This is a genomic window from Paenibacillus sp. J31TS4 (assembly GCF_018403265.1).
GTDB lineage: Bacteria > Bacillota > Bacilli > Paenibacillales > NBRC-103111 > J31TS4.
On the sequence record NZ_BOSI01000001.1, the window covers coordinates 1,345,173 to 1,369,374 of the forward strand.

A 24,202-nucleotide genomic window follows, 5' to 3' on the forward strand; every position below is an offset into this window, starting at 1 on the left:
CGCATGCCGTCCGCCCACAGACAGAAAAAAAACCGCCTCCCCAGGAGACGGTCCGACTGCTTGTCCTTAATTCGGCTCGCGAAGAACACGAAGATCAGGAGAGGATGGTTAGTTGAAAGGAGTATCGGCAACCTTGATCGAATCGGTCGGACATCCGTCCTGGGCATCCTGCAGATCGTCGTACAGATCCTCCGGAATCTCGGTGATGCCCTGGTTGTTGTCTCCCTCATAAATGACTTCGGCTATTCCTTCGTCGTCGTAGTCGTAAATATCGGGAGCGGTGGCCCCGCAGGCGCCACAGGCGATGCAGGTATCTTTTTCCACCCATGTATACTTGGCCATAAAACTATTCCTCCTCGGTGAGTTCCTCAGACTAAACTATAATACAATTACTAGTAAAGTTCAATCATTCCTGCGAAACTAGATCAGGACTTCCACGCGGTGTCAAGTACATTTTTTCGCATGTCCCTTTGAATAACCCGAGTATTCCTATTAGGAATTGTCATCCCGCTTGTCTTCCTCTTTCCCCAAAAAATCAGTCTGCAGCGACGTCCCCCGAATCCGGTGATTGCGGATCAGCGTCGACGGATCGTCCCCGAGCATGCCTGCCGTCAGAAGCGACTGCTCGCCGAACTTGTCGCGGATGTGGTCCATCGCCTCGTTCAGCTTCTCCTTGCGCGCCGCCTTCTCGTAATCGAACAGATCGAGCTGGATAGCCGCCTCGGCCTTTGGCGTCAAATTCTGCAGCGTGATGCCGAGCAGGCGCACCGGCTCCCCCACGGTCCAATGGCGGTCGAACAGCCGGCGGGCTTCCCGGTAGATATCGTCGATGTTTTCGGTCGGCTCGGGCATCGTATACGAGCGCGTGATCGTCTTCATGTCCGGATCGCGGATCGTGATCTGGACGGTGCCACACACCATCTGCTGCCGGCGCAGCCGGCGGGCCGTCTGGTCGGCCAAATTGAGGAACACGCGGCCGATATCGTCCGGCTCCGTGAAATTGTACGGCAGCGTCGTCGTGTGACCGATCGATTTGTTCGGCTCCCGCTCGGCTCTGACCGGCGAATCGTCGCCGCCGCTCGCCGCCAGTTTCAGCCAGCTGCCGAGCACCCCGAATTCACGGGTCAGAAGCAGCTCGTCGGCCTCCGCCAACTCTCCGATCGTCAGAATGTTAAGCTTCGCCAGCTTGGCCGCTGTTTTGCTGCCAATGCCGTACAGCTCTCCGCACGGCCGGCCCCACAGCACCTCCGGCACATCCCGCAGCCGGAGCACGGTGAGGCCGTTCGGCTTCTTCATGTCCGAGCCCATCTTGGCGAGGAGCTTGTTCGGAGCGATTCCGATGGAGCACGGGAGGCCCAGCTCGGTCCGGATCCGGATTTGGATCTTCTCCGCGATCTCGAGAGGCGTGCCGAACTGCTTGGAGCCCGTAATATCGACGAAGCATTCGTCGATCGACATCGCCTCGACCAGCGGGGAATAGTCATTGACGATCTGCAGAAATCGCCTGGAGAAGCCGCGGTACAGATAAAAATCCGGAGAGATCAGGATCAGTCCGGGACAATGCCGGAGCGCTTCCTTCACGGTCATGCCGGTCCGCACGCCCCTCGCTCTCGCTTCGTAGGAGGAGGTGACGACGATGCCCTTGCGCAGCTCGACGCTCCCGGCTACCGCGATCGGCTTGCCGGCGTACTTGTCCGGCTCGGCGGCAGCGTGAACCGAGCAGTAAAAGGCGTTCATATCGATATGCAGGATGACCCTGCCTTTCTTAGGATAGTATTCGCTGACGTTCTTCATTCCATTTCCCCTCCGCGGACAGCCTCCGCTCCTAGGGCCCCGAAGGGCTTTCTACCGCGGGGCGCAGCCTTCGGCGTCCTGCCCCGGGCCGGACGCCCCGCACCCTTCATCCGTGTTTTTCGCTGTTATTATCAGCATACCGCCGGTCCGCAAAAGCGGTCAAGCTGCCCCCGGCAGCGCAGTCAAATTGGCTATTCCCCCTCAGCTATTTGGTGCTATAATAGGAAAAATACATGTGAACAGGCACAAGAATGAGGGGGAAAGTCATGACTAACGCCATCGCCGTCTTTGACACCACCCTGCGGGATGGGACTCAGGGAGAAGGCATCAGTTTATCAGCCGAGGACAAATTCAAGATCGCCTGGAGGCTCAATTCGCTGGGCGTTCATTATATCGAAGGCGGCAATCCGGGCAGCAACAGCAAGGATATCGAGTTCTTCCAGCGGGTTAAGCAATACCAGTTCTCCGCCAAAATTACGGCGTTCGGGAGCACCCGGCGCAAGAACTCCATCGCCGAGCACGACACGAGCCTGAACCGGATCATCGACTCCGGCGTCAAAGCGGCCACGCTCGTGGGCAAGTCCTGGGACTTCCATGTGACGACGGCGCTGCAGACGACGCTCGAAGAGAACCTGGCGATGATCTACGATTCCATCGCCTACCTGAAGCAGAAGCAGATCGAGGCGATGTTCGACGCCGAGCATTTCTTCGACGGGTTCAAGAACAATCCCGAGTACGCGCTAGCCGCTCTCAAGAAGGCCGAAGCCGCGGGCGCGGACTGGATCGTCCTGTGCGATACGAACGGCGGGACGCTGCCGGGCGAGGTTCACGAGATTGTTACCAAGGTGCGTGAAACGATAGGAGCCAAGATCGGCATCCATACCCACAACGACTGCGAGCTGGCTGTCGCCAATGCTCTCGCGGCGATCCAGGCCGGTGCCCGCCAGATTCAGGGCACGATCAACGGCTACGGCGAGCGGTGCGGCAACGCCAACCTGTGCTCGATTATTCCGAACCTGCAGCTGAAACTGAATTACCGCTGCATCTCGGACGAACAGCTGCAGGAGCTGACCGGTGTCGCCCGGTACGTAAGCGAGATCGCCAACGTCAACATGCCGGTCAACCAGCCTTATGTCGGAGCGGCAGCTTTCGCGCACAAGGGCGGCATCCACGTCTCCGCGATTCTGAAAGATCCGAAGACTTACGAACACATCCAGCCCGAGCTGGTCGGCAACAAGCAGCGGGTGCTCGTCTCGGAGCTCGCCGGCCAGAGCAACCTGTTGTTCAAGGCCCAGGAGATGAATCTGGAGCTGGATCCGACGAGCGAGAGCGCCCGCGAGGTCATCAACCATGTCAAGGAGCTGGAGCACCAAGGCTACCAGTTCGAGGGAGCGGACGCCTCGCTAGAGCTGCTGCTTCGTTCGGCGCTCGGAGAGACGGAGCAGATTTTCACGCTGGAGTCGTTCAAGATTCTGATGGAGAAGACGCCGGGCCGCGGCGTCGCCTCGGAAGCGATCGTCAAGCTGAACGTCCACGGCCAGTCCGTCTATATGGCCGCCGAAGGAAGCGGACCGGTCAACGCGCTCGACAATGCGCTGCGCCGCGCCCTCGAGCAGCACTACCCCGACATTCGCGACATGCACCTGTCGGACTACAAGGTCCGCGTCATCAACGAAAAGGACGCCACCGCCGCCAAGGTCCGCGTCCTGATCGAATCGACCGGCTTCAACAACAAGTGGAGCACGATCGGCGTCTCCGAGAACGTCATCGAAGCGAGCTGGGAAGCGCTGGTCGACAGCATGCGGTACGCGCTCATCGGCAAGAAACGCATCGTCAGCGAGGAACCACAGGACGCCGAGCGGATCAGCATGTTCAATTATTAAGCAAGCAACCAAAAAAGAGCCCGCGGGCTCTTTTTTTTGTTTGCCTTTCGTCGGCGTTTCCCCGTTTCCGGTTCGCCTTGCCGCCTTCCCGCGAGATATGCTTGTCCTCACGTTCCCCGCAAACCTTCCGTGCGAAACATGCTAGTTCACGCTTTCCCCGCAAGCATGCTGTTTCTCGCGCTTCAGCGCCACTCCATCGTCTAAGGCTCGCCGCTTGACTATGCCCTGAAATCCGTCATTTCCCTCCGATTAGACGCTGAATCGTCTTCTCAAGCTCCTTGGGCTCCTGAAGGTGAATGATCTCCTGCACGACCCCATTCTTATCAATCAGAAAGCTGGTCGGGATGAAGCGAATGCCGTACAGATCGCCGGCCTTTCCCTCCTTATCGAGCAGGATGGGGAAAGAGAGCCCGAACCGCTTAACGAACGATTCGGCGTCCGCAAGCTTGTCGTTTGCGGTAAGATTGACCGCATATAGGTCGAACTTATCCCCGTATTTGGCGTACAGCCGCTGCAAATCCGGAGCCTCCTGCTCGCACGGCCAGCACCAGGACGCCCAAAAATTCAGCAGAAGCGGCTTCTCCCGTGCCCCGCCTACCCGGAGATTCGTCCCTTCCAGCGTGCCGAGCTCGAAAGGAGGCGCCAGATAACCGGCTTTCGGCGCTGTCTCGGCGGGCAGCGCCGCTTGCTTGTCCTGAGAGGTTATGTGTTGGTAGACGGCCAATCCCGCCAAAACCAGGACGGCCGCTAGCACTGCCAAAGTTCGTTTCATCGCTACCTCTTTCTTGTTGGTTTGCCGTTTCTTATACTATCCCCTTTTCGTCCGGATTTCCATACCGCACATTCCTGTTCCTCCGAACCGACCTTTCGCTCCAGCTGTTGGCAGAATGCCCGGGGGGACGGCCGGGAAAAGTATATCCATCTGACCGAGAGGAGCCGTATCGAATGGATAGAACGAAATCCGGACAATCGGACGTACGCTTCGAAAGCGAGACGGCGGACGTCGAATTCACGAGCGCCATCGGCGAGCTGCCAGCCCACCGGCCGGGCAAACGGACCCGGAGCAAAGCCAACGGGGGAAAAACCGAAAGCAAAGCGGCGGCCGGCAAAGGCCAGCTCATGGAATTCGTCGCGATCGCCTCGGTTCCGCTCGTTCTCGTACTCGGCAATTCCATGCTCGTGCCCGTCCTGCCCGAGATGCAGCGGGCGCTGGGGATTTCGCAATTCCAAAGCAGCCTCGTCATCTCGCTGTTCTCCATCGCCGCCGGTCTCGTCATTCCCATTATCGGCTACTTGTCCGACCGTTTTTCCCGGAAGGCGATTATGCTTCCGTCGCTGATCGTCTACGGAGCCGCCGGCATCCTAGCCGGGCTCGGAGCCATATGGGGCTCCTACACGACGATTATTATCGCCCGGGCGATCCAGGGAATCGGCGCCGCCGGCACTGCCCCGATTGCCATGGCGCTCGTCGGCGACATGTACAAGGGAGGCACGGAGAGCAAGGCGCTCGGCTTGACCGAAGCCTCCAATGGGGCGGGCAAGGTCGTAAGCCCGATCATCGGCTCTCTGCTCGCGCTAATCGTCTGGTACGCGTCTTTTTTTGCCTTCCCGGTATTCTGCCTGATCTCGATCCTGCTTATCTCCTTCCTGATCAAGGAGCCCAAGAAGGAACGCCAAGCACAGAAGCTCGGCGACTATCTGCACAAGATCGGCTCCATTCTCAAATCCAAAGGGCGTTGGCTCATCACCGCCTTTTTCACCGGGTCGCTAGCCTTGTTCATTCTGTTCGGAGTCCTGTTCTACCTTTCCAACATTCTGGAGGAAGCTCCCTATAACATTGACGGCGTCCGAAAAGGCCTGATCCTGGCCATCCCGCTGCTCGGCATGGTCACAACGTCGTACATTACCGGGTCGGTGATCAAAAAGAACGGCATCCTTATGCGCTGGCTCATGAACATCGGACTGCTTCTGATGGTCGTCTCGCTCGCCCTGACCATCTTCCTATATAAGAACATCTACGTCTTCATCGGGCTGCTGACGCTGAGCAGCATCGGTACGGGACTCGTGCTGCCGTGCCTCAATACGATGATTACCGGCTCGGTGCAAAAATCCGAGCGAGGCATGATTACCTCGCTGTACAACAGCCTGCGGTTTCTCGGGGTCGCCTTCGGTCCTCCGCTGTTCGGCTGGATGATGGACAGGTCCCACTCGCTCGTGTTCATTGCGGTCTCGTCCCTGTCGCTGCTGGCTCTGCTCCTCGTCTTTTTCCTGATCAAGCCCGAAGCCAAGGTCAGCTGATTCCCTGCTAAGAACCAGTGTGCGGCTCGCAGCCTTTCCAGGACAGTTGGACTAGGCGGCCGTCCGGATGGTCCCACCCGGCAAACAAACAGGAAGCCCGATAGGGCCTCCTGTTTGTTTGCATGGCAACGTACCAAAGCACTCTTTCGGGTCGCCAGCACCAGTTGTCCGACGAAGCTGCATAGCCGGCCATGCGTCCTTCTTAGACGCGAGGCAGAACCGGCCGAGACCGGGCTGTTCTTTCCTCCTCCGTGTCGTTATACTGATGGAAAATGTGGAGAACCACGGGGAGGGGAATCAAGGATGAATCGAGTCGCATGCGCGGAGGAGCTGGCCGCCCGGCTGCTCGCTTATTGCGAAGCATGCCGCCCGCTCGAAGGCTGCGGCGTGCTGTGGGGAAGTCGCGATGCAGATGGGCTGCTCATTACCGGGTACCAGCCCCTAGCTAACCGTGCGAATAATCCCGCCCAAGCCTTCCTGCTCGATCCGGCGGAATGGGTGCCTCTCCTGCTGCAGGCGGAAGCTTCCCAGCCCGGCGCGGAATCGCCCGTCGGCCTCTTCCATTCCCATCCCTCCTCGGCCGCCATCCCTTCCGCGGAGGATCTCGCCTCCGAATGGCCGCTGCCCACGTATTGGATCGCCGGCTTTCCCGAGGAAAGGCACCCCGAGCTGGCTGCATACGAACGCACCGGGAAGGGTATTCGCCGGCAGACACTCGTTCTCTTGCCGAGCCCGTGTCGCGGGGAATGAGCGGCTTTCCTCCATTATATAGCTGCCCTCGACCGGCTAGCTCGGCATGCGGCTCAGCCTCTCGTACAGCTCCCCCAACGTTTCCACGCCCCGCTCCAGCAGCCGAGTAAGCATACGTCCCCAAAGCTCGGCTGCGAGGAGCGCATCGTCCAACGCATGATGTCTCCGTCTGTCCCCGATGCCGACCCCGAAGCAGGTCAGCATTTCGTCGAGCGGATATGCTGCCTTCCCGGGCAGCAGCAGCTTGGCCAGCATCATCGTATCGAGCACCCGGTGGCCGAGCTTGACCCGCGAAGTTTTCCACAGGGCAGCGTCCAAAAACTGCTTGTCGTGCCCGCTGCCATGGGCGATGAGCGGACGCTTTCCCGAGAATTCGAGGAATTGGCGGAGCCCGTCGATGAGCTCCGGTGCGCCGGCCGCCATCTCGCCGGTAATCCCGGTCAGCGCCGTGATTTGTTCAGGCACCTCCCGCTTCGGATTGGTCAGGGTGTAAAAGGTCTGCTCCCGCCTCACCGTTCCCCCGGCCACCAGCACGGCGCCGATCGAAAGAATCTCGTCCCCCTGGCGCGGAGAGAACCCGGTCGTCTCGAGATCGAAGACGACGGCGTCCAGATCAGCCAGCCCGATCTGGTACAGCGACTTGGCCCGCTGCTCCTTCATCAGCTGCCGGATGAACGCCATCTGCTGTGCGTTGCGCGAATCGAATAGCGAAGAGATGGCAGGCGTCAGCCCGCCCATCCGGTACAGCTGCCAAATACGACCTGAGCCGCCCGGCTCCTTCATCGGTCTCCTCCTCCCGGCCGCAGAAGCGCGGTCCGTCCCGGACGGTGCCTCGCCTCCACCCATGCCTGCAGCGTCTTGCCGGCTTTGACCCCCTGCTTGAGCTCCCGGACTCTCTCCTTGGTCAGCATGGCAGGCGGGAGCTTCCCCGCAGACATATAGACGCCATGTTCCTCTCGGCCCGGTGCGATTGCGCGGTGCAGCAGAGCCAGCCGCAGCGCGTTCAAGCATTCGTCTGCAAGCGCATAGGGCAGGACGCCGAGCGAGACGAGGCTGCGGATACGGTAAACCGTGGTGGACTCGTGGATACCGTTCTCCAGCGCAAGCAAGCGGATGGCGTTCACAAGCGGGATGTATTCCCCGTACTTCACGTCCACGCTTCCCGTATCTTTGCCATATCGCTCCCGGATCAGCTGGCCGAACACGCCCATCGCCGCCTTGCGGTGCAGCGTGTTGGCAAGAAGCGCCCGAGCCAGCTCCGGGCTGGCCTGCACGGAGCGGAGAATGGTGCCGGCCAGGACGCACGCCAGCTCCGAGTCGCCATGGATGCAGCGGACGTCGGAGACGATAAGCAGGTAGCGAAGCTCCTCCCATGCCGCCGTCTCGATCCAGCCGCGGATCGTCTCGAGCCATGCCTCATCCGAGCGGCGCCAGAACGGCTCCCGGCAGGTCACCTTGCCTTCGCACGGCGGGAAACCTGCCTCCTCCAGCAGCGAGGTGAGACGGAGGCCGAGCTGCTCAAAATACGCCGAAGCCGCTGCTTCCGTGCCCGGTACCTGCCGGTACACCAGGCCATTGTCCTGGTCGCTCCACAGCGTCTGCTCCCTTCGTCCGCCGCTGCCGAACAGCACAAAGGCATACGGCACCGGCGGCCGTCCGAGACCGCGGACGGCCAGCTCCTCCTCAGCAAGCGCTGCCGTGCGCAATAGGATGGCGTCCTGCACGATGTTGACGGTTTCCGTCCATCCGAACGGATCGCTCTCCGGATGTTCCTGCCCAAGCATCCGGTCCATCATCCGTTCGCGCACGCACTTCAGCTCGGCTGGCGTCTTCCCGCAGGCTATCTGCTTCAGCCAATCCTCTCTAGGCACTGCCATTGGGCCGCCTCCCTTCCTCTATCTCTCCCTGCCCCGCCGGGCGTGTGTGTCCTGCTAGATAGATCTTTATCCGATTGGTCTTTCAGTCCCCCGATCGGATATACTTTAGTAACGGGACGGACACGCTGCGCTCTTCATGCCGGCAAGGTTTGTCTTCACCAAATCGTCACGCTTTGCCGATCGATTTGAATTTCCTGCGTACGCTTACAACCATGACTTTTTATGTAACATATACTTACGCGTTGTTTCTCTTTGTTGGTATTATAGCGGGTGGAATTCCCTTTCAGCAACGAAAATTTGACAGCAGCTTGTCTTTTCTCTCCGTTTTTTGGTAAGTATATCTGACATCTTCTAAGTCCCATCTGCTAATTGTTTCCTTTATCCTTCCGTTTCCGGTGACCTGTTCCCCCAATTTTGACCAAAAGCATCACGTTTGACTGTATGGTTTAAATATTTTATGATGGGGCTATCTGCAAGGAATCGGCCTAAGAAGGGAGGAAACGACATGGGGATACGAAGCTTTACCGCATAGGAGAGCTGGCCAAGAAGGCCAAGCTCAGCCAGCGCACGATCGACTATTACACCAAGCTCGGCCTGCTGGTGCCGGAGAAGCGCTCGGACAACAATTATCGCTATTATAGCGATGAAACCTTAGTCCGCCTCAAACGTATTGAAACATTAAAGAAAGAGAAGTATACCCTCGAGGAAATCAAAAGCAATCTGGAGCTGCTGAACAAGGTGAGCCACGACGAGGAAGTAACGGAGAAGCTCAACGGCGTTCAGCTTCATATGCAGCAGCTCGAGAAGGAGATCAAGGAGCTGAGTCCGATTCTCGAGCAGATGAAGCCGCACCAGGTGAAGCGCGCCTACAAGCTGCTGACGCCGCAGTCCGCGGCCTGCATCGAAGCGATTCTGCTTTTGCTCGGCAAGGGACCTCTTCTTTAAACAAAAGATATCATTCTATTGGATAGGATGGAGGAATCAAGCATGTTCTACTTTTCTTACCCATGGGACATCCTCATCATCGCCGCGTTCGGCCTTTCCATCCTGGCTTCCTTCGGAGTCAGGAGAACGTTCAACCGCTGGTCCCAGGTCCATACGTCGTCCGGCATGACCGGCTATGAAGCCGCCAGACGGATGCTCGATGCTAACGGCCTGCACGACGTCCCGATCGAGCCGATTCCCGGCGCGCTGTCGGACCATTACGATCCGATTAGCCGGGTCGTGCGTCTGTCCGAGCCGGTCTACTACGAGAATTCGATCTCGGCCGTATCCGTCGCCTGCCACGAGGTGGGCCACGCCATCCAGCATAAGGTGCATTACCCGATGCTCGTCATGCGCCACCGGATGTTCCCGCTCGTTAATTTCACCTCGAGCTTCGCGCCGATTCTCATCATCGCCGGCCTGATCTTCCAGCAGTTCAACTTCCTGCTCGGTCTCGGCATTCTGTTCTTCTCCGCCGCGGTTCTGTTCCAGGTCGTCACGCTGCCGGTCGAGTTCAACGCCAGCAGCCGCGCCCGCAACTTGATGGTCGCCGAGGGCTTCATCACGAACGAGGAAGAAACCGGTGTCGCCAAAGTGCTCAACGCCGCTGCCATGACGTACGTGGCCGCCGCCTTGATCGCCGTCCTCGAGCTGCTCAAGTACATCTCCATCTTCAACAATCGCAACGATTGATGAACCCTTGAGGCAATCGCCTCTTGGACAGAAGAAGCCCGCTGACCGGTCGAACCGGCAGCGGGCTTTTTTTGATGGGACGAAGGCCGGGGCACCGGCTGCTTACGCTTGGTATGCGGCCTCATGCGGCATCCGGCCAGCGGAGCCATCCTTCACTGCTGCTTGCGGAAGTATTCCAGCAGGAACCGCTGGAACACCTCCGCGACGGGGGGCAGCTTCTCGTCCTTGCGCCGGATAAGCCCGATCGTCCGGGTAACCTTGGGCTCCGTGATCGCTACCTTGGCGGGCTGCAGGAGCGAGGTTTCCGTCAGCGCCATCTCCGGCATCATGCTGACGCCCATCCCGGCCGCAACGAGGCCGCGGATCGTATCGGTCTCCTCCCCTTCGAACTCGATCCGGGGCATGAAGCCCGCCTGCTTGCAGGCCGCCAGCACAATGCGGCGCAGCGAGTAGGCTTCGCTGAACATGACGAACGATTCGTCCTGCAGCTCCTCGAGCCGGATCTCCGTCTCGCTGGCCAGCCGATGCTGCTTGGGCAGAATCGCGAACAGCTCCTCCGTGAGCAGCAGCTCGCCCGCCACAAAATCATGCGTGTCCGGGAACGGGGAGATGAACGACAGGTCGATCTCTCCTTCAATGATATCGCGGATCAAACTTAGAAACGTCCCCTGGCGGAGACGGAATTTCACATTCGGATGCTGCTTGCGGAATGCCGCCACAACCGTCGGCAGCAGATTGATGCCCAGGCTGTGGGGAAAGCCGACACGAACCTCGCCGAGCGTCGGATCGAGGAATTCATGCACCTCCACGACCGCACGTTCGAGATCGGCTAGAATGGTTTCCACGCGTGCTAGGAACAGCTTGCCGACCGAGGTCAGCTGCAGATTGCGTCCTTTTTGCACGAACAGCATGATGCCGAGCTCCTGCTCAAGCTGGTGAATCTGCCGGCTGACGGCCGACTGCGCCACGTGCAGCTCCTCCGCCGCTTGGGTCACGTGCTGCTTCTGGGCGACCTTCACAAAGTATTGCAGCTGTCTTAATTCCACTGCCTTCCTCCTCATACAAACAGCCCTTTCCGGCTTCAGAAGCCCGCGCGCCGCGGTTCCTTCATTGGACAAGGGTCTTCTTTCCATATTATAATAAGTTGCAGCACAAATAAACCAAGTCCTACGACCTGAATTCTAAAGGAGGCCGTTCTTCCATGGCACAAGCCACGTTCAAAGGCAATCCGATTACTCTTGTCGGAACCGAGGTAAAGGTGGGCGATCAAGCGCCCGACTTCAAAATCAGCAAATCGCTGGTCGAGGATGCTTCCCTCTCCGACTATGCCGGCAAGGTGAAGCTCATCAGCGTCGTTCCTTCGCTCGACACAGGCGTATGCGACGCGCAAACCCGCCGTTTCAACGAAGAAGCCGCCAAGCTTGGCGACAATGTCGTCATCCTGACGATCAGCGTCGACCTGCCGTTCGCGCAGTCCCGCTGGTGCGGAGCCGCTGGCGTCGACAAGGTCGTAACCCTGTCCGACTACAAGAACCGCTCCTTCGGCAAAGCTTACGGCGTGCTGATCGAGGAATTCCAGCTGCTCATGCGGTCCATCTTTGTCATCGACGCGGAGGGCAAGGTCCAGTACGTGGAGTACCTGGGCGAAATGACCGAGCATCCGAATTACGAGGCCGCCATCGAGGCTGTGAAGAAGCTCGTCTAATTGGTCCGGTCAAGGTCCCTTACATACGGCATAAAAGCGGAGGAAGAGCTGGCTCTTCCCCCGCTTTTTTTGTTGGACCTTGCGAAATCGGCGCCGCTTTACCGAAACGAGAGAACGAGAAGAGAACCGGCGGGACGGTGAGAGAATAGTCTCCCCTCACCGTCTCCCGCCGGTTCCCTCCCTTCCAGAGCTGCCGGCCGGACCCGGCAGAGCCCCTTACTTCTCGTCCTTGTAAGCGGCCAGCTTCCGGTCCAATGCTTTATAAATGTCGAGAATGGTCCGATAATTGCCTCCGAGATCGCCGAGCGATCCGCGGGATGCCGAATAGATATCGATTGCCGTCTTGACAGGCGTAATGGTGAACAGCGTGATGGTAATGTCCTGCCGGCGGCCGGTGATCGTCCGCTTCTCCACGACGATCTCGCCGACATTCGGCACTTCGTGCAGCAGCTTGTACCCGTTCAGCTTCTTGAGGACGCCGACCACTTCGTCCCATACTTTTTCTTTGGACAGCTTGTAGTACCTTGTCTTTAACAGAGGATCTCTAGCCTTCTCCCCGGTTTGCTCGAAACTTCGCACCAATCCCGCCAATGTTCGCTTCAGCAAAACTCCTGCCCCCTCAATGACTGTCTGCCGGGTGGGTCCCCGACTGTCCTTTCTATCATCTTACCATTGTTTACAGGCAAGCAAAAGAGAAACTAGGCAAAAGAGCCTACAGTGGACCGCAAAAAAGCGGACCTCCCTTTCGGGACGCCCGCTATGGGCCCTAAGAACCCGGCCGCATCCTGCTGCCTACAGCCGGTCGATCCGGATTTGCGGCAGCAGCTCCTCTACCTGGGCGGGATCGACGGTTCCAGCGTCTCGGGTGAGCGCGTTGGCGGTCCCGCAGGCGGACGCGAGCCGCAGACTGTCCTCCATCGAGAGACCCCGGCGGACCGCCGCGGCCATGCCGGCCACGAACGAGTCGCCGCAGCCCACCGTATTCACCGGCGTGATACGGGGCACCGTCACCCGGTACAACTCGCCGCCGATCCCCGCGAGGGAGCCGCCGGCGCCCAGGGAGACGGTGACGCAGCCGATGCCGTCCTCCATGAGACGTCGGATGCTCGCGTGCAGCTCGCTCTCCGGTCCGAGCGGCCGGCCGAGCAGCCGCTCGACCTCCGTCTCATTCGGCTTGATGAAGTCCGGCGAGGCGGCAACCCCGGCCGCCAGCGCGTCTCCGCTCGTATCGAGGAATACCCGGGCACCCTCGGCGCGGGCCGCTTCCATCAGCGAAGCGTACGCGTCGGGAGCCGCCCCCTGCGGCAGACTGCCGGAGAAGGCGACGACCGACGCGCCGCGCGCCAGCTGGCGGATCTTGTCCCGCAGGCGGCTCCAATCCTCCTGTCCGGTCGCCGGCCCCTGCTCGAGCAGCTCGGTCGACCGGCCGCTGCCGCGCTCGATGATGTTCAGACACACCCGCGATTCTCCCTCAATAGCGACGAAATCGTTCGTGATGCCCTGGCGGTCCAGCTCAGTCCGGATGAACCGGCCGTTATGCCCGCCGAGGAATCCGGTCGCTATTACCGGTTCGCCGAGCAGATGCGCGACGCGGGCGACGTTGATCCCTTTGCCGCCCGGAATCGCCCGGATGTCCGGGACCCGCGACACTGTTCCCGGCTCCAACCGGTCGACAAAATAGGATTTGTCGATGGCCGCGTTAACCGTAACCGTTACAATCATCCGTTCTCCCCACCTTGCGTTCGTAATCAGGCTTATGCGCCGTCTCCGATCTCCTGGAAGCCCTCCTCTTCCAGATACCGGCGAAACGCCTCCTGTCCCTCTTGCGTGCGTTTGAACACACCCGCATCCATCAGCACCTCGAGATACTTGCTGCCCACTTCGTCGCGCACAAGCTGCCGCGCTTCGTCCAGCGGCCGGCCTCCGCCGTATCGGCCGAGCAGCTCGTCGATCCAGTCGGCGTGGGCGGCTAACGGATGCCCTTCCCGGCGCCAGTCGGCCTCCCCGCTGGGTGCCGCAGACAGGATGCCCGCGATCTCCTCGAGCTCCTGCTGCAGCCTGCCCGGCAGTACCGCCAATCCCATAACCTCGATCAGCCCGATGTTCTCCTTCTTGATATGGTGGAGATGGGCGTGCGGATGGAACAAGCCGAGCGGGTGCTCCTCCGTCGTCCGGTTGTTGCGCAGCACGAGATCGAGCCGGTACCGGCCGTCCTCCAGACGGCGGGCGATCGGCGTGATCGTGTTATGCGGCGTCTCGGTGCCGTCGTCCGCCCGGCTGAAGGCGAGAATGTCCGCCGCTTTGTCGGAATGGCTCCGCCAGCCGTCCAGCAGCTTGCCGGCGAGGCGCGTCAGCTCGCCGCGGTCCGCGCCCGTCAGCCGGATGACCGACAGCGGCCAGCGGACGATCGCCGCTTCGACGTCCGGAAATGCGGGATGGCGGAAATGCGCGTCTTCACCTGCTTTGTCCATCGCAAACGTATGACGTCCTCCCTGAAAATGGTCGTGGCTCAGAATCGAGCCTCCAACGATCGGCAGATCGGCATTCGACCCGATGAAGTAATGCGGGAAGGCGTCCAGCACGTCGAACAGGCGGACGAACGTCTCCTCGCTCAGCTTCATCGGCACATGCCGGCCGTTCAGCACGATGCAGTGCTCGTTGTAGTAAACGTATGGCGAGTATTGGAAGAACCAGGTCTCCCCGGCCAGCTCGAGCGGCAGGACGCGGAGGTTCTGCCGGGCCGGGTGGTTCAGCCGGCCCGCGTAGCCGACATTTTCGGGACAGAGCAGGCACTTGGGATAATGACCTTGCGGCATGCTCCGCTCGGCAGCGATCGTCTTCGGATCCTTCTCCGGCTTGGACAGATTAATCGTGATCTCCAGCTCCCCATACGGAGTCTTCGCCTGCCAATAGGCGTTCTTCGCGATCCGGTCCATGCGGATGTAGTTCGTCTCGATCGCCAAGCGGTAGAACCAGTCGGTCGCTTCCTGGACGGAAGCCTCACGGGCAAGCTCCTCGAACCGGCGGATCGTTTCTGAGGGACGAGGCATGAGAAGCCCCATCAGCCGGGCATCCAGCAGATCCCGCTGCGTGACCGAGCGGTCCGGCAGCACACCGCGGTCTGCCGCATCGTCCAGAAGACGGTCCAGGATCGGCACAGGGCTGTCCATCGCGTCCAGCTCCCTCAGCTCCTCCCCGCTCCATTCTCCCTGCCAGGGTTCCTCAATCCGGAGCGCGTCCAGCAGCGCGTTTGTCGCCAGATGGCGGTCCGCCGCTTCCAGCAGGCCCTTTCTCTCTCCGAATGCGACGAGGCGCGCTATCTCTTTCCTGCTGTCTGCTTGTGTCATCGTTTCACGCCCCCCATTCTCAAATAGAGGCTTCGGACCGCCTCCGATGATAGGGGCGGCGCCGAAGCCGTTTGCTTTACTCTTCGTACCCGTCCGGGTGCTGCTTGTGCCAGTTCCAAGCCGACGCGACAATCTCTTCGAGCCGATCGCGCTTCGGCTGCCAGCCCAGCTCGCGCTTCGCCTTCTCCGAGGAGGCGATCAGCACGGCGGGATCGCCCGCCCGGCGCGGCTGCACCGCAGCCGGGATCGGATGCCCCGTCACCCGTCTTGCTACTTCGAGCATCTCCTGGACGGAGTAGCCCTGGCCGCTGCCGAGGTTGTAGATGTCGCTGGCTCCGCCGCTGCGCAGGCGGTCGAGCGCTAGCAGATGGGCGTCAGCGAGGTCGGAGACGTGCAGGTAATCGCGGATGCAGGTCCCGTCCTCCGTCGGATAATCGTCGCCGAAGATGGCGACCTGGTCCCGTTTGCCGAGCGGCACCTGTAGGATAACTGGAATGAGATGTGTCTCCGGATCGTGATCCTCCCCGATGCGTCCGCTCTCGTGCGCGCCGGCCGCGTTGAAGTAACGCAGCGATACGTAGCGGATGCCATGGGCCGTCTCGAACCATCTCATCAGACGCTCCATGGCGAGCTTCGTCTCGCCGTACACGCTCGTCGGCTCCGTCTTGTCCGTCTCCTTGATCGGCACCTGCTCCGGTTCGCCGTAGGTCGCCGCCGTGGAGGAGAAGACGATTTTGTCTGCGCCGTATTCCCTCATCTTCTCCAGCAGGATAAGCGTCCCGTGCAGGTTATTGTCGTAGTATTTCGCCGGCTCGGTCATGCTCTCCCCGACGAGGGAGTACGCGGCGAAATGAATAACCGCGTCAATCGCATTCTCCCGGAATACGCCGTCCAGGAACGCAGCGTCCCGCAGGTCGCCCACATAAAGCTTGCCTCCGAGCACCGCCTGCCGGTGTCCCTTCTCCAAATTGTCGACGATCACGACTTCTTCCCCCGCGTCCAGCAGGGCCGCCACCGTATGCGAGCCGATGTACCCGGCTCCTCCCGTCACCAATACCGCCATGATGTGTTTGCCTCCTTTGTCTGTTAGCCTGCCCGTTCGGTAGGTGGAACCGTCCGGGTCGGGCGGCTTAACACAGCTCTGCTAGTCCAGCTCCGTGACCCCGTCTCCGATTTTGCAAACATAGAAGTCCGCCTTGAGTCCGGACCGGGTCGCATAAGCCGTTCCGACCTGCTCGATGAAACGGTCGACGCTGTCCTCGCGGACGAGCGATACGGTGCACCCGCCGAAGCCGGCGCCCGTCATCCGGGAGCCTAGGACGCCATCAATCCGGCGCGCCTCCTCCACGAGGATGTCGAGCTCGCGGCACGAGACCTCGTACAGCGTACGCAGCGATTCGTGGGAGGCATCCATTAGCCGGCCGAACGCCGCGAGATCGTTGCGCTTCAGAGCATCGACCGATGCCAGCACCCGCTCGTTCTCCTCGACGACGTGGCGGGCGCGGCGGCGGACGGTCTCCTCACGGATGGCCGATTCCGCCTGCTCGAACTGCTCCAGCGACAGCTCGCCAAGCAGGTTCAGCTCCGGATAGACGGCGCGCAAGTCCTGGACCGCCTGCTCGCATTGCTCCCGTCTCTCGTTATAGGCAGAGTCGACCAAGCCTCTTCTTTTGTTCGTATTGCCTATCACCAGCTTGTAACCTGTGCTCTCGAACGGCACGCGCTCATAATCGAGCGTGTCGCACTTGAGCAGGATCGCATGATCCCGCTGCCCCATCGCCACGGCGAACTGGTCCATAATGCCGCACTTGACGCCGAGGAATTCGTTCTCCGAGCGCTGCGCGAGCAGCGCCAGCTGGACTCTATCCACCGGCCGTCCTTCCATTGTCAGAAAGGCAAACCCGGTCACCAGCTGAATCGACGCGGAGGACGAGAGACCCGCTCCGTTCGGAATGATGCCGTGGTAGAGAACCTCATAGCCTCCGAAGGTGTGGCCTTCCTTCCCAAGCTCGTAGAGCACGCCCTTGGGATAATTGATCCAGTCGTCCGCCTTGTCGTACACGATAGAGGCCGGATCGATCGTCGCTTTCGCATCGAAGTCGGTGGAGGCGAACGCGATGCCGGGCTCTCGCCGCGGCCGGATGAGCAGGAAGGTACCCAGGTTCAAAGCTGCGGGGAACACGTACCCGCCATTGTAATCCGTATGCTCGCCGATCAGATTGACCCGGCCCGGCGCATAAAAGCAGCGCGCCTTCTCCTCCGAAGGGCCATAGAGTCCGATAAAGGCCTGTTCCAGTTGTTCACGATTCATATAGGTCACCGCCTGGCAGTAGATTAAAATGGGATAGGACAACAAAACGGCCGGCTCGGAGGCTTCCGGGCCGGCCCGGTCATTACCGGCAGTCGGCAGCTTTCCCGATGCTGCCGCACAATCTCATTTTTTCGATGGCCGCTTCCTTCAGCTTTTGCTTGGCGGGCACCATGTACTTGCGCGGGTCGTTCTCCTCGGGATTCGCCGCGAACACTTCTTTGATCGCATCCGAGAACACGATCCGCAGCTCGGTCGCGACGTTCATCTTGGCCATGCCGAGGGAGACGCAGCGCTTGACCTGCTCCTCGGGAATTCCCGATCCGCCGTGCAGCACGAGAGGCACATCGACGCGGTCCGCTATCCGCTTGATCCGGTCGAAGTCGATCTTCGGCTCTCCCTTGTAGATCCCGTGCGCCGTCCCGATAGCGGGTGCCAGCGTCGGCACGCCCGTCAGCTCGACGAACCGCTCGCACTCGTCCGGATCGGCCATGAGCGCCTCATGCTCCGCCACGACGATTTCGTCCTCGACGCCGCCTACCTTGCCGAGTTCGGCTTCGATGTTGACGCCCGCCGCCTTGGCGACCTCGACGACCTTGAGCGTCTGGCGGACGTTCTCCTCGAACGGAAACTTCGAGGCGTCGATCATAACGGACGTGTAGCCCGCGCGAATGCACTGGACGATCAGATCAAAATCCGTACAGTGGTCCAGATGCAGCGCGATCGGCACATTCGACCGGTTGGCCGCCACTGTTGCGGCGGCCGCTATGTAATCGGCGCCGAGATGCTTGACCGTGCCGACGGTCGACTGAATGATGAGCGGAGATTGCGTCTCCTCCGCCGCTTCGACTACCGCTTGCAGCATCTCTAGTGTGTGCACATTGAACGCTCCGATGCAGAACCCGTTCTCTCTTGCCGTGCGGAGCATAGGGGTCGATGAAACTAAAGGCATGTCGGTTCCTCCCTGTTGTTTCTTTTATGATAATTTCGTTTCGTTTCGTTTCATTTATCATTGTACTGCAAACAGACACGAAGTGACAATCCTGTTTCGTCCCCTTTTCTTCTCAGACTAGGATAAGCTCGATGCCGAGCTCGCGAACCCGTCTGGCGTCTTCCGCCGGCAGCTCCTTGTCCGTAATGACCGTATGGACGACGTCGAGCGGAGCGATATGGGAGAAGGTCACCTTGCCGAACTTGCTGTGGTCGGCCACGATGATGACCTGCTTGGCAATGCTGATCATCTCCCGGTTGATGCTTGCCTCCGACAGGTTCGGCGTCGTCAGCCCTTCCCCAAAGTCGAACCCGTCCACACCGAGGAACAGCTTCTCTACCCTCATCTGGCGAATCGTATTCTCCGCGAGCGGGCCGACCATGCCGAACGACTTGGCGCGCAGCTTGCCTCCCGTCAAAATGACGTCCCAGCCGGGCGGACTGCCGACCCACGAGGCAATATTGGCGGCGTTCGTAACCACCGTCAGCTCCTTCTTCCCGACCAGCTTCCTCACCAGCAGCATGCTTGTCGTGCCCGGACTCAGGAAGATCGAATCCTCGTCGTTCACGAGCTGGGACGCCGCCTCGGCGATCCGTTCTTTCTCGGAAGCGAACGCCTCCTCTTTCTCGGTAAACGACTTCTCTCTTATGGAATCGAGCAGGTTGCTCTGCACCGCTATTGCGCCGCCGTGGGTACGGATGAGCATTTCTTTTTCTTCCAGCCTTTCGAGGTCCCGGCGGACGGTGACCGGCGAGACGCCCAGCGCTTCGCTGACCTGCCCCACCGTAACCTTGCCCAGCCGGTTCACCATCTCGAGAATCCGAACGAATCGTTCTTCGGCAAACATCTGGAGGGAACCGCTCCTTTCTACATGACGAACCCTGCCTCGCTTGCACGGGAGGTCAGGACTGTCCTTTTCTGATTGCGGATTTACGTTTGCTTTCGTTTGCTTTCGACCCTTAGCATACCGCATTTGGCCGTTCCTTGCCAGCGTCCTGCGGGGGTTTCTGGCAAACGAGAGCTGCATAGAACAGCCGCAGTGCAGAAAAGCCCCCTGCATCCATCCATACGAACGGTGCATGCAAGGGAGCTTGTGCAATCGTGAATTCTATTTCATCCTGTCTCAATCCCTGCGACCCGGCTTCATCCCGGTTCTCGATAATCCGCCATCAGCTGCTTGTAATTGCGACTGAGCTCGTCCAGCAGCAAGGGCCGCACTTCGTACATGAACGCTCCCTCGTACCCCGACTCGTCCAATGCCCGCATGATTTCCTTCCAATGCAGAACGCCTTTGCCGGGCAGCCAATGCTTCTCATCCAGCCCGTCATTGTCGGACAAGTGAATGGTGACGATCCGTTGTCCCAGCTTCTTGATGAAATCTTCCGGAAGATCCTTAACCAAATGATTCACATCGACACAGACGCCGAGTGCCGGATGGGTGTCCACGAGCTGCACCATTTCCTCTGCCGAGTTCCCAAGGCAAGTGCGGGGAAGACACTCGACCCCGACTTTGACTCCCGTTTCTTCCGAGACAGCAGCGATGGCGCGAAGGGACTCTTTGCACGCTTCCATGCGTCCCGCCCTTCGATTCGGTGCGATCGGCTCAGCGCTAGGATGGAGAACGGTCCGCTCCACTCCCCATTCCCTGGCAAGCCGGAGCACGCCTGATACTCTCTCTACCGCTCCCTGTCTCGCGAGCTCATCCTCTTGGGAGATGTCCCAATCCTGGCCGTAGGGAATATGCAGCGTCCAAATATCGAGACCGGAACGCCGGAGCTCTTCTATGTAAGCTTCGAACTGCAGTTTCAGCTCCGGCCGGTTCGGAAGCTCATTCTTCTTCGCATGCCAAGTCAGCTCCACCCATGCGAATCCGGCCTCCTTGAGTTCACGCACCGCCGGAGGCTGAAGAATGCTGATCGATGTGCCCGGAAGCCATTTGGATGCCGGCGTCTGATTGGCTGCTCCTTCTGTCATCCTATCGCTTTTCAGCTCTTCCACCATTCCCCTCATCCTCTCCTGCCTAGTTTCATTCCCTTTCGATTGTACATTGTAAGGAATTGGAAAGGCCAGAGCTTGGCGAAATTTTGCGAAAAAAGAGTCTGATTTGCTTTTTCTCTTTTTTTTCGAATCGGATAGCCCATCCCCCTCCAGTCTTGTATATTATTTACATTCAAGCATGCCGAGGAGCCTGTACAAGTCTGCAATGGAGGAGGTAATTGTCATGGGACCGCCAGTTGAAGAACGAAAGCATGTCTCCGTCTTTCAAAAACAATTCCTGATTGTCTTCGCCACCATTCTCATTCCTACTCTTTTTCTGCTCTGCCTTCAGCTTTCCCGAACCGCACAGGATGCCCGTTCCCGGCTCGAAGCCTCGGGACAAGACAGTCTGACCCACATCGCAGGCAATTTTGACCTCCTGCTTAACCAATTGAACCAGATCTCCCTTCAAATATCTCTGCAAGCCGGCATTTCCGACATGCTGCGGAATCCTTTTGAGCAGTCCCCTTATGAAATCAGCCAGAACAAGGAATTGCTGCGGAGCTGGCTCAAAACCAATCCGCTGTATTATTCCATGTATCTGAATATCTGGCAGAACGGCAAGGTACTAACGACAGGGGAAGGCATCTACGAATCCGATCAGTTCTTCGACCGGGCCGTTCTGGATAACCTGATCTCTGCATCCTCCGGCCCCGTATCCGCGAAGCCGGTCATGCGGACGCTCCCGGATCCCCCCGGAGTAGATGTGATTACGCTGGGCAGACCCGTTCCCGTCACGCAGCAGGATGCGCTTGGCTTCCTGGTCATCAACTTCCGCAAAGACCTGTTCCTGCAAACGCTGCAGAATGTCTCGCCGGACCCGTCGTCCCGTCTGCTTGTTTATGACGCCCTCAACCAGCCGGTAACCGAAGCGCTGCAAGGATTCGACGAGGCCTCCGCTATCCGTCTCATCCATTCCGGCCCGAATGCATCCTCTATCGTGAAAGTCGGCGGGGAACGCTTCCTGCTGACCGGGCGGTCTCTGCCGGCATCCGGCTGGACGATTGGCCAATTAATCCCGTATGAGAAGTATTACGCCGAACGTATGCAGGAAGGATTGGTTCGGGCCGGATGGATCCTGGCTGCTGTCTTGTTATTGGGAGGGGCGGCGGCGTATTTTTTTGCCTCTCTCTTATACCATCCATGGCGGCAGCTCGCACTCCGGCTCCAATCGCACCTGAAGCAAGGCTCGGTGCAAGAGAAAGACGCCTACACGATGGTGAACAGCGCGATTCACCATGTGCTGGCGTTACTGAGAAAGAACGAGCCCATTATCCGCGACCATCTGGTGCGTGACTTGCTGCTGGAGCCTCTTCAGGATGAGCGGGAGCGAGCCGAACGATTGCGGGAGGCGGGCATCTCCTTTCTGTACGGCCATTACGCCGTCCTGGTCATAGAAGAAGAACCGACTGGCACAAGAGCCGCGTTTTCCAGTCAAAGCTTGTATCTCTTCAGCGTAGCGGAGAAGGAGCTTCAAGCTAGGTTCCTTACGGCAGGGACCATCCTGGAACGCTGCCGGTTCGCCTTTCTTCTGAATCTCGCTGCCGGGCAGTGGGACGAAGAACGGAAGGCGGAGCTTGCGGCAACCATCCGGATGATCCGGGAAACCGTAAGGGTCAGCATGCAGACCGAGCTTTCCTTCTATGTAAGCGGAATTCAGCCGTTGTCCGATGCGGCAAACGCCTACGAGCAGGTTAAGCGGATGATGGCCTACCGCTCTCTCCTTCCGTATGCGGAGATTTACTTCGCGGCCGGCGAGACCGAATCAGGCAGCTTCCCGTACCCTGCCGCTTACCAGCGGCTCCTTCTTCATGCTGTCCTGGCCGAAGACCGCGTGCTCGTGCAGAAGCACTTGAACGAATTCTTCGTCCGCTATCTGGAGAAGCCCGACTATCCGTATCCCCAGCTTCAGCAGATGATCCTGATGCTGATGAGCCATGTGCTCGGCTCTCTGGGCCAGGAGGGTTATGACATCGGCCCCCTCATGGACAAAGTCCAGTTGCTGCAGCTGCAGCATTGCCACAATCGCAAGGATTTGCAGGAGCAGCTCCTCTTCCAGCTGAACCAAATCATCGCGTTTTTGGAGGAAACCAGGACCCGTCATAACGCATACAGCGATATTGTGCAGCAGGCCATCCGGTTCATGACCAGCCATTATGCCGAGCCTTTGTCGATCTCGGACATCGCCGCCTCGCTGAATATAAGCCATTCTCATCTCAGCCGCGTCTTCAAAGCCGAGGTCGGCAAGTCCCCGCTGGACTATTTGACCGAGACCCGGCTGAACGAAAGCAAGCGCCTGCTGATGGACAAGAGCCTACCCCTTAAGGAGATCGGCATGCAGGTAGGGTATCAGGATGTCCAGACGTTCATCCGATCGTTCAAAAAGCTGGAGGGCACGACACCCGGCGAATTCCGGAAACGGGAAATGAACCATTCTTGATCCCCATGAACAAAATTGTGCAGATGCCGCCGTCAGGAAGAAAAGCGACGACGATATCAAATACAGGGAATTTTCAGCTCCCTCCTTTCGAGCTAACATGAAAGCGCCATCATCATAGCTAGGCAACTATCTCGAAAGGAGGATCGCCGCTTGAGCGCCACTGATTCCACGTTTGCAGCCAAACCCCAAAAACCTCTGGTCAGACGACATCCGATGCTCAAGGAGTGGAATAAACACAAATATTATTTTGTCTTGCTGTTCCCTGGCCTCTTGTACTTCCTGTTGATTCACTACTGGCCTATGTACGGCATCACAATCGCTTTCAAGGATTTCAAGCTGATGGAGGGCATTACAGGAAGCAATTGGGTAGGCCTGAAATGGTTCAAGATCCTGTTCGCGGCGCCCGACTTCTGGACGGCTCTAAGTAACACCATCATCATCAGCTTCTACAAACTGGTCTTCAACTTTCCGGCTCCTATCCTTCTCGCCCTGCTGCTGAACGAGGTTTATCATTCCGGGTTCAAACGAATCATTCAGACCGTTGTGTACTTTCCTCATTTTTTGTCCTGGGTCATTCTGGGAGGCATTCTCATCTCGTTGTTCTCTACGGACAGCGGTCTTCTGAAGCTGCTCGGTCTTAGCATCTCCCCGCTGATGGATCCGGGGAAATTCCGGGCCCTTCTGGTGCTCTCCGAGCTGTGGAAGGAAGTGGGCTGGGGAACCATCATTTACCTAGCCGCCATTGCCGGAATCAATCCGGACCTATACGATGCCGGCAAAATCGACGGAGCTAGCCGGCTGCAGTTAATCCGGTACATTACCCTGCCTTCCATTGCAAGCACGATCGTCGTCCTGCTGATTCTGCGTACCGGTCACATCCTTCATGTCGGATTCGATCAGATCTTCATCCTCTACAATCCGCTCGTCTACAGCGTTTCCGATGTACTGGATACGTACGTATACCGGGTAGGCATAACGATGGGGAGGTATTCCTTCGCCACCGCAGCGGGTCTGTTCCAATCGGTGGTCGGGCTAATTCTCCTGCTTTTCACCAACAGAGTCGCCAAGCGGCTTGGTGAAGAGGGACTCTGGTGA

At 59.0% G+C, this 24,202-nt stretch carries 22 protein-coding genes; 8 read left to right on the forward strand and 14 right to left on the reverse strand.

Annotated features, from left to right (window positions below; genetic code table 11):
* Positions 1-108: 108 nt before the first annotated feature.
* Both KJS47_RS06160 and KJS47_RS06165 read right to left on the reverse strand, forming a co-directional pair.
* Positions 109-342 carry a ferredoxin gene (locus KJS47_RS06160; protein WP_213523689.1) on the reverse strand — a complete coding sequence of 78 codons (234 nt, stop codon included), beginning with the start codon at positions 340-342 and terminating at the stop codon, positions 109-111.
* Positions 343-492: 150 nt separating this feature from the next.
* Complete coding sequence (locus tag KJS47_RS06165; RefSeq protein WP_213523690.1) at positions 493-1,794, reverse strand: DNA polymerase IV; 1,302 nt, start codon at positions 1,792-1,794, stop codon at positions 493-495.
* Positions 1,795-2,060: 266 nt separating this feature from the next.
* On the opposite strand from KJS47_RS06165, the gene cimA reads away from it, so the two are divergent.
* Positions 2,061-3,677, forward strand: coding sequence for a citramalate synthase (gene cimA / locus KJS47_RS06170; protein WP_213523691.1), 1,617 nt, complete (start codon positions 2,061-2,063; stop codon positions 3,675-3,677).
* Positions 3,678-3,912: 235 nt separating this feature from the next.
* Here the strand turns inward: cimA and KJS47_RS06175 are convergent, their stop codons facing one another.
* Positions 3,913-4,449, reverse strand: a complete 537-nt coding sequence (locus KJS47_RS06175; protein WP_213523693.1) for a TlpA disulfide reductase family protein — start codon at positions 4,447-4,449, stop codon at positions 3,913-3,915.
* Between the two features lie 173 nt (positions 4,450-4,622).
* Here KJS47_RS06175 and KJS47_RS06180 point away from each other — a divergent pair, with 173 nt between their 5' ends.
* Together KJS47_RS06180 and KJS47_RS06185 are read left to right on the forward strand one after the other, a co-directional pair.
* Positions 4,623-5,975, forward strand: coding sequence for an MFS transporter (locus tag KJS47_RS06180; RefSeq protein ID WP_213523695.1), 1,353 nt, complete (start codon positions 4,623-4,625; stop codon positions 5,973-5,975).
* Between the two features lie 303 nt (positions 5,976-6,278).
* The gene (locus KJS47_RS06185; RefSeq protein WP_213523697.1) at positions 6,279-6,725 is read left to right on the forward strand and encodes a M67 family metallopeptidase; all 447 of its coding nucleotides are present in this window, start codon (positions 6,279-6,281) and stop codon (positions 6,723-6,725) included.
* 36 nt (positions 6,726-6,761) lie between these two features.
* Here the strand turns inward: KJS47_RS06185 and KJS47_RS06190 are convergent, their stop codons facing one another.
* Both KJS47_RS06190 and KJS47_RS06195 read right to left on the reverse strand, forming a co-directional pair.
* On the reverse strand, positions 6,762-7,508 hold the full coding sequence (locus KJS47_RS06190; protein WP_213523699.1) for an exonuclease domain-containing protein: 747 nt from the start codon (positions 7,506-7,508) through the stop codon (positions 6,762-6,764).
* Complete coding sequence (locus KJS47_RS06195) at positions 7,505-8,602, reverse strand: DUF294 nucleotidyltransferase-like domain-containing protein (protein ID WP_213523701.1); 1,098 nt, start codon at positions 8,600-8,602, stop codon at positions 7,505-7,507. Before KJS47_RS06195 ends, KJS47_RS06190 begins: the two co-directional genes overlap by 4 nt.
* Positions 8,603-9,130: 528 nt before the next feature.
* Between KJS47_RS06195 and KJS47_RS06200 the strand changes: the two genes are divergently transcribed.
* Both KJS47_RS06200 and KJS47_RS06205 read left to right on the forward strand, forming a co-directional pair.
* Entirely contained in the window at positions 9,131-9,547 is a 417-nt protein-coding gene (locus KJS47_RS06200; protein ID WP_213524985.1) for a MerR family transcriptional regulator, read from the forward strand.
* Between the two features lie 42 nt (positions 9,548-9,589).
* A complete protein-coding gene (locus KJS47_RS06205; RefSeq protein WP_213523703.1) occupies positions 9,590-10,279 on the forward strand; it encodes a zinc metallopeptidase in 690 nt (229 codons plus the stop codon).
* A 152-nt stretch (positions 10,280-10,431) separates the two neighbouring features.
* Here KJS47_RS06205 and gltC read toward each other — a convergent pair whose 3' ends face one another.
* Complete coding sequence (gene gltC, locus KJS47_RS06210) at positions 10,432-11,325, reverse strand: glutamate biosynthesis transcriptional regulator GltC (RefSeq protein WP_213523704.1); 894 nt, start codon at positions 11,323-11,325, stop codon at positions 10,432-10,434.
* Between the two features lie 155 nt (positions 11,326-11,480).
* On the opposite strand from gltC, the gene tpx reads away from it, so the two are divergent.
* The gene (tpx, locus tag KJS47_RS06215; RefSeq protein WP_213523706.1) at positions 11,481-11,984 is read left to right on the forward strand and encodes a thiol peroxidase; all 504 of its coding nucleotides are present in this window, start codon (positions 11,481-11,483) and stop codon (positions 11,982-11,984) included.
* A gap of 216 nt (positions 11,985-12,200) precedes the next feature.
* Here tpx and KJS47_RS06220 read toward each other — a convergent pair whose 3' ends face one another.
* From KJS47_RS06220 to KJS47_RS06255, 8 genes are all read right to left on the reverse strand, one after another.
* On the reverse strand, positions 12,201-12,590 hold the full coding sequence (locus KJS47_RS06220; RefSeq protein WP_213523708.1) for a DUF1499 domain-containing protein: 390 nt from the start codon (positions 12,588-12,590) through the stop codon (positions 12,201-12,203).
* Between the two features lie 186 nt (positions 12,591-12,776).
* Positions 12,777-13,706 (reverse strand): 1-phosphofructokinase, encoded by a 930-nt coding sequence (gene pfkB, locus KJS47_RS06225; RefSeq protein ID WP_213523710.1) that lies wholly within the window; start codon positions 13,704-13,706, stop codon positions 12,777-12,779.
* A gap of 32 nt (positions 13,707-13,738) precedes the next feature.
* Positions 13,739-15,331, reverse strand: coding sequence for a UDP-glucose--hexose-1-phosphate uridylyltransferase (locus KJS47_RS06230; RefSeq protein ID WP_213523712.1), 1,593 nt, complete (start codon positions 15,329-15,331; stop codon positions 13,739-13,741).
* A gap of 76 nt (positions 15,332-15,407) precedes the next feature.
* Positions 15,408-16,394, reverse strand: coding sequence for a UDP-glucose 4-epimerase GalE (gene galE / locus KJS47_RS06235; RefSeq protein ID WP_213523714.1), 987 nt, complete (start codon positions 16,392-16,394; stop codon positions 15,408-15,410).
* A gap of 81 nt (positions 16,395-16,475) precedes the next feature.
* Positions 16,476-17,642, reverse strand: coding sequence for a galactokinase (locus KJS47_RS06240; protein ID WP_213523716.1), 1,167 nt, complete (start codon positions 17,640-17,642; stop codon positions 16,476-16,478).
* An 82-nt stretch (positions 17,643-17,724) separates the two neighbouring features.
* Complete coding sequence (gene fba / locus KJS47_RS06245; RefSeq protein ID WP_213523718.1) at positions 17,725-18,591, reverse strand: class II fructose-1,6-bisphosphate aldolase; 867 nt, start codon at positions 18,589-18,591, stop codon at positions 17,725-17,727.
* Between the two features lie 112 nt (positions 18,592-18,703).
* Positions 18,704-19,477 (reverse strand): DeoR/GlpR family DNA-binding transcription regulator, encoded by a 774-nt coding sequence (locus tag KJS47_RS06250; protein WP_213523720.1) that lies wholly within the window; start codon positions 19,475-19,477, stop codon positions 18,704-18,706.
* A gap of 296 nt (positions 19,478-19,773) precedes the next feature.
* Positions 19,774-20,631 (reverse strand): sugar phosphate isomerase/epimerase family protein, encoded by an 858-nt coding sequence (locus KJS47_RS06255; RefSeq protein WP_213523721.1) that lies wholly within the window; start codon positions 20,629-20,631, stop codon positions 19,774-19,776.
* A gap of 220 nt (positions 20,632-20,851) precedes the next feature.
* Between KJS47_RS06255 and KJS47_RS06260 the strand changes: the two genes are divergently transcribed.
* Positions 20,852-23,107: a helix-turn-helix domain-containing protein gene (locus tag KJS47_RS06260; protein ID WP_213523722.1), complete on the forward strand. Its 2,256-nt coding sequence runs from the start codon at positions 20,852-20,854 to the stop codon at positions 23,105-23,107.
* A 150-nt stretch (positions 23,108-23,257) separates the two neighbouring features.
* Positions 23,258-24,202: an ABC transporter permease gene (locus tag KJS47_RS06265; RefSeq protein WP_249716133.1), complete on the forward strand. Its 945-nt coding sequence runs from the start codon at positions 23,258-23,260 to the stop codon at positions 24,200-24,202.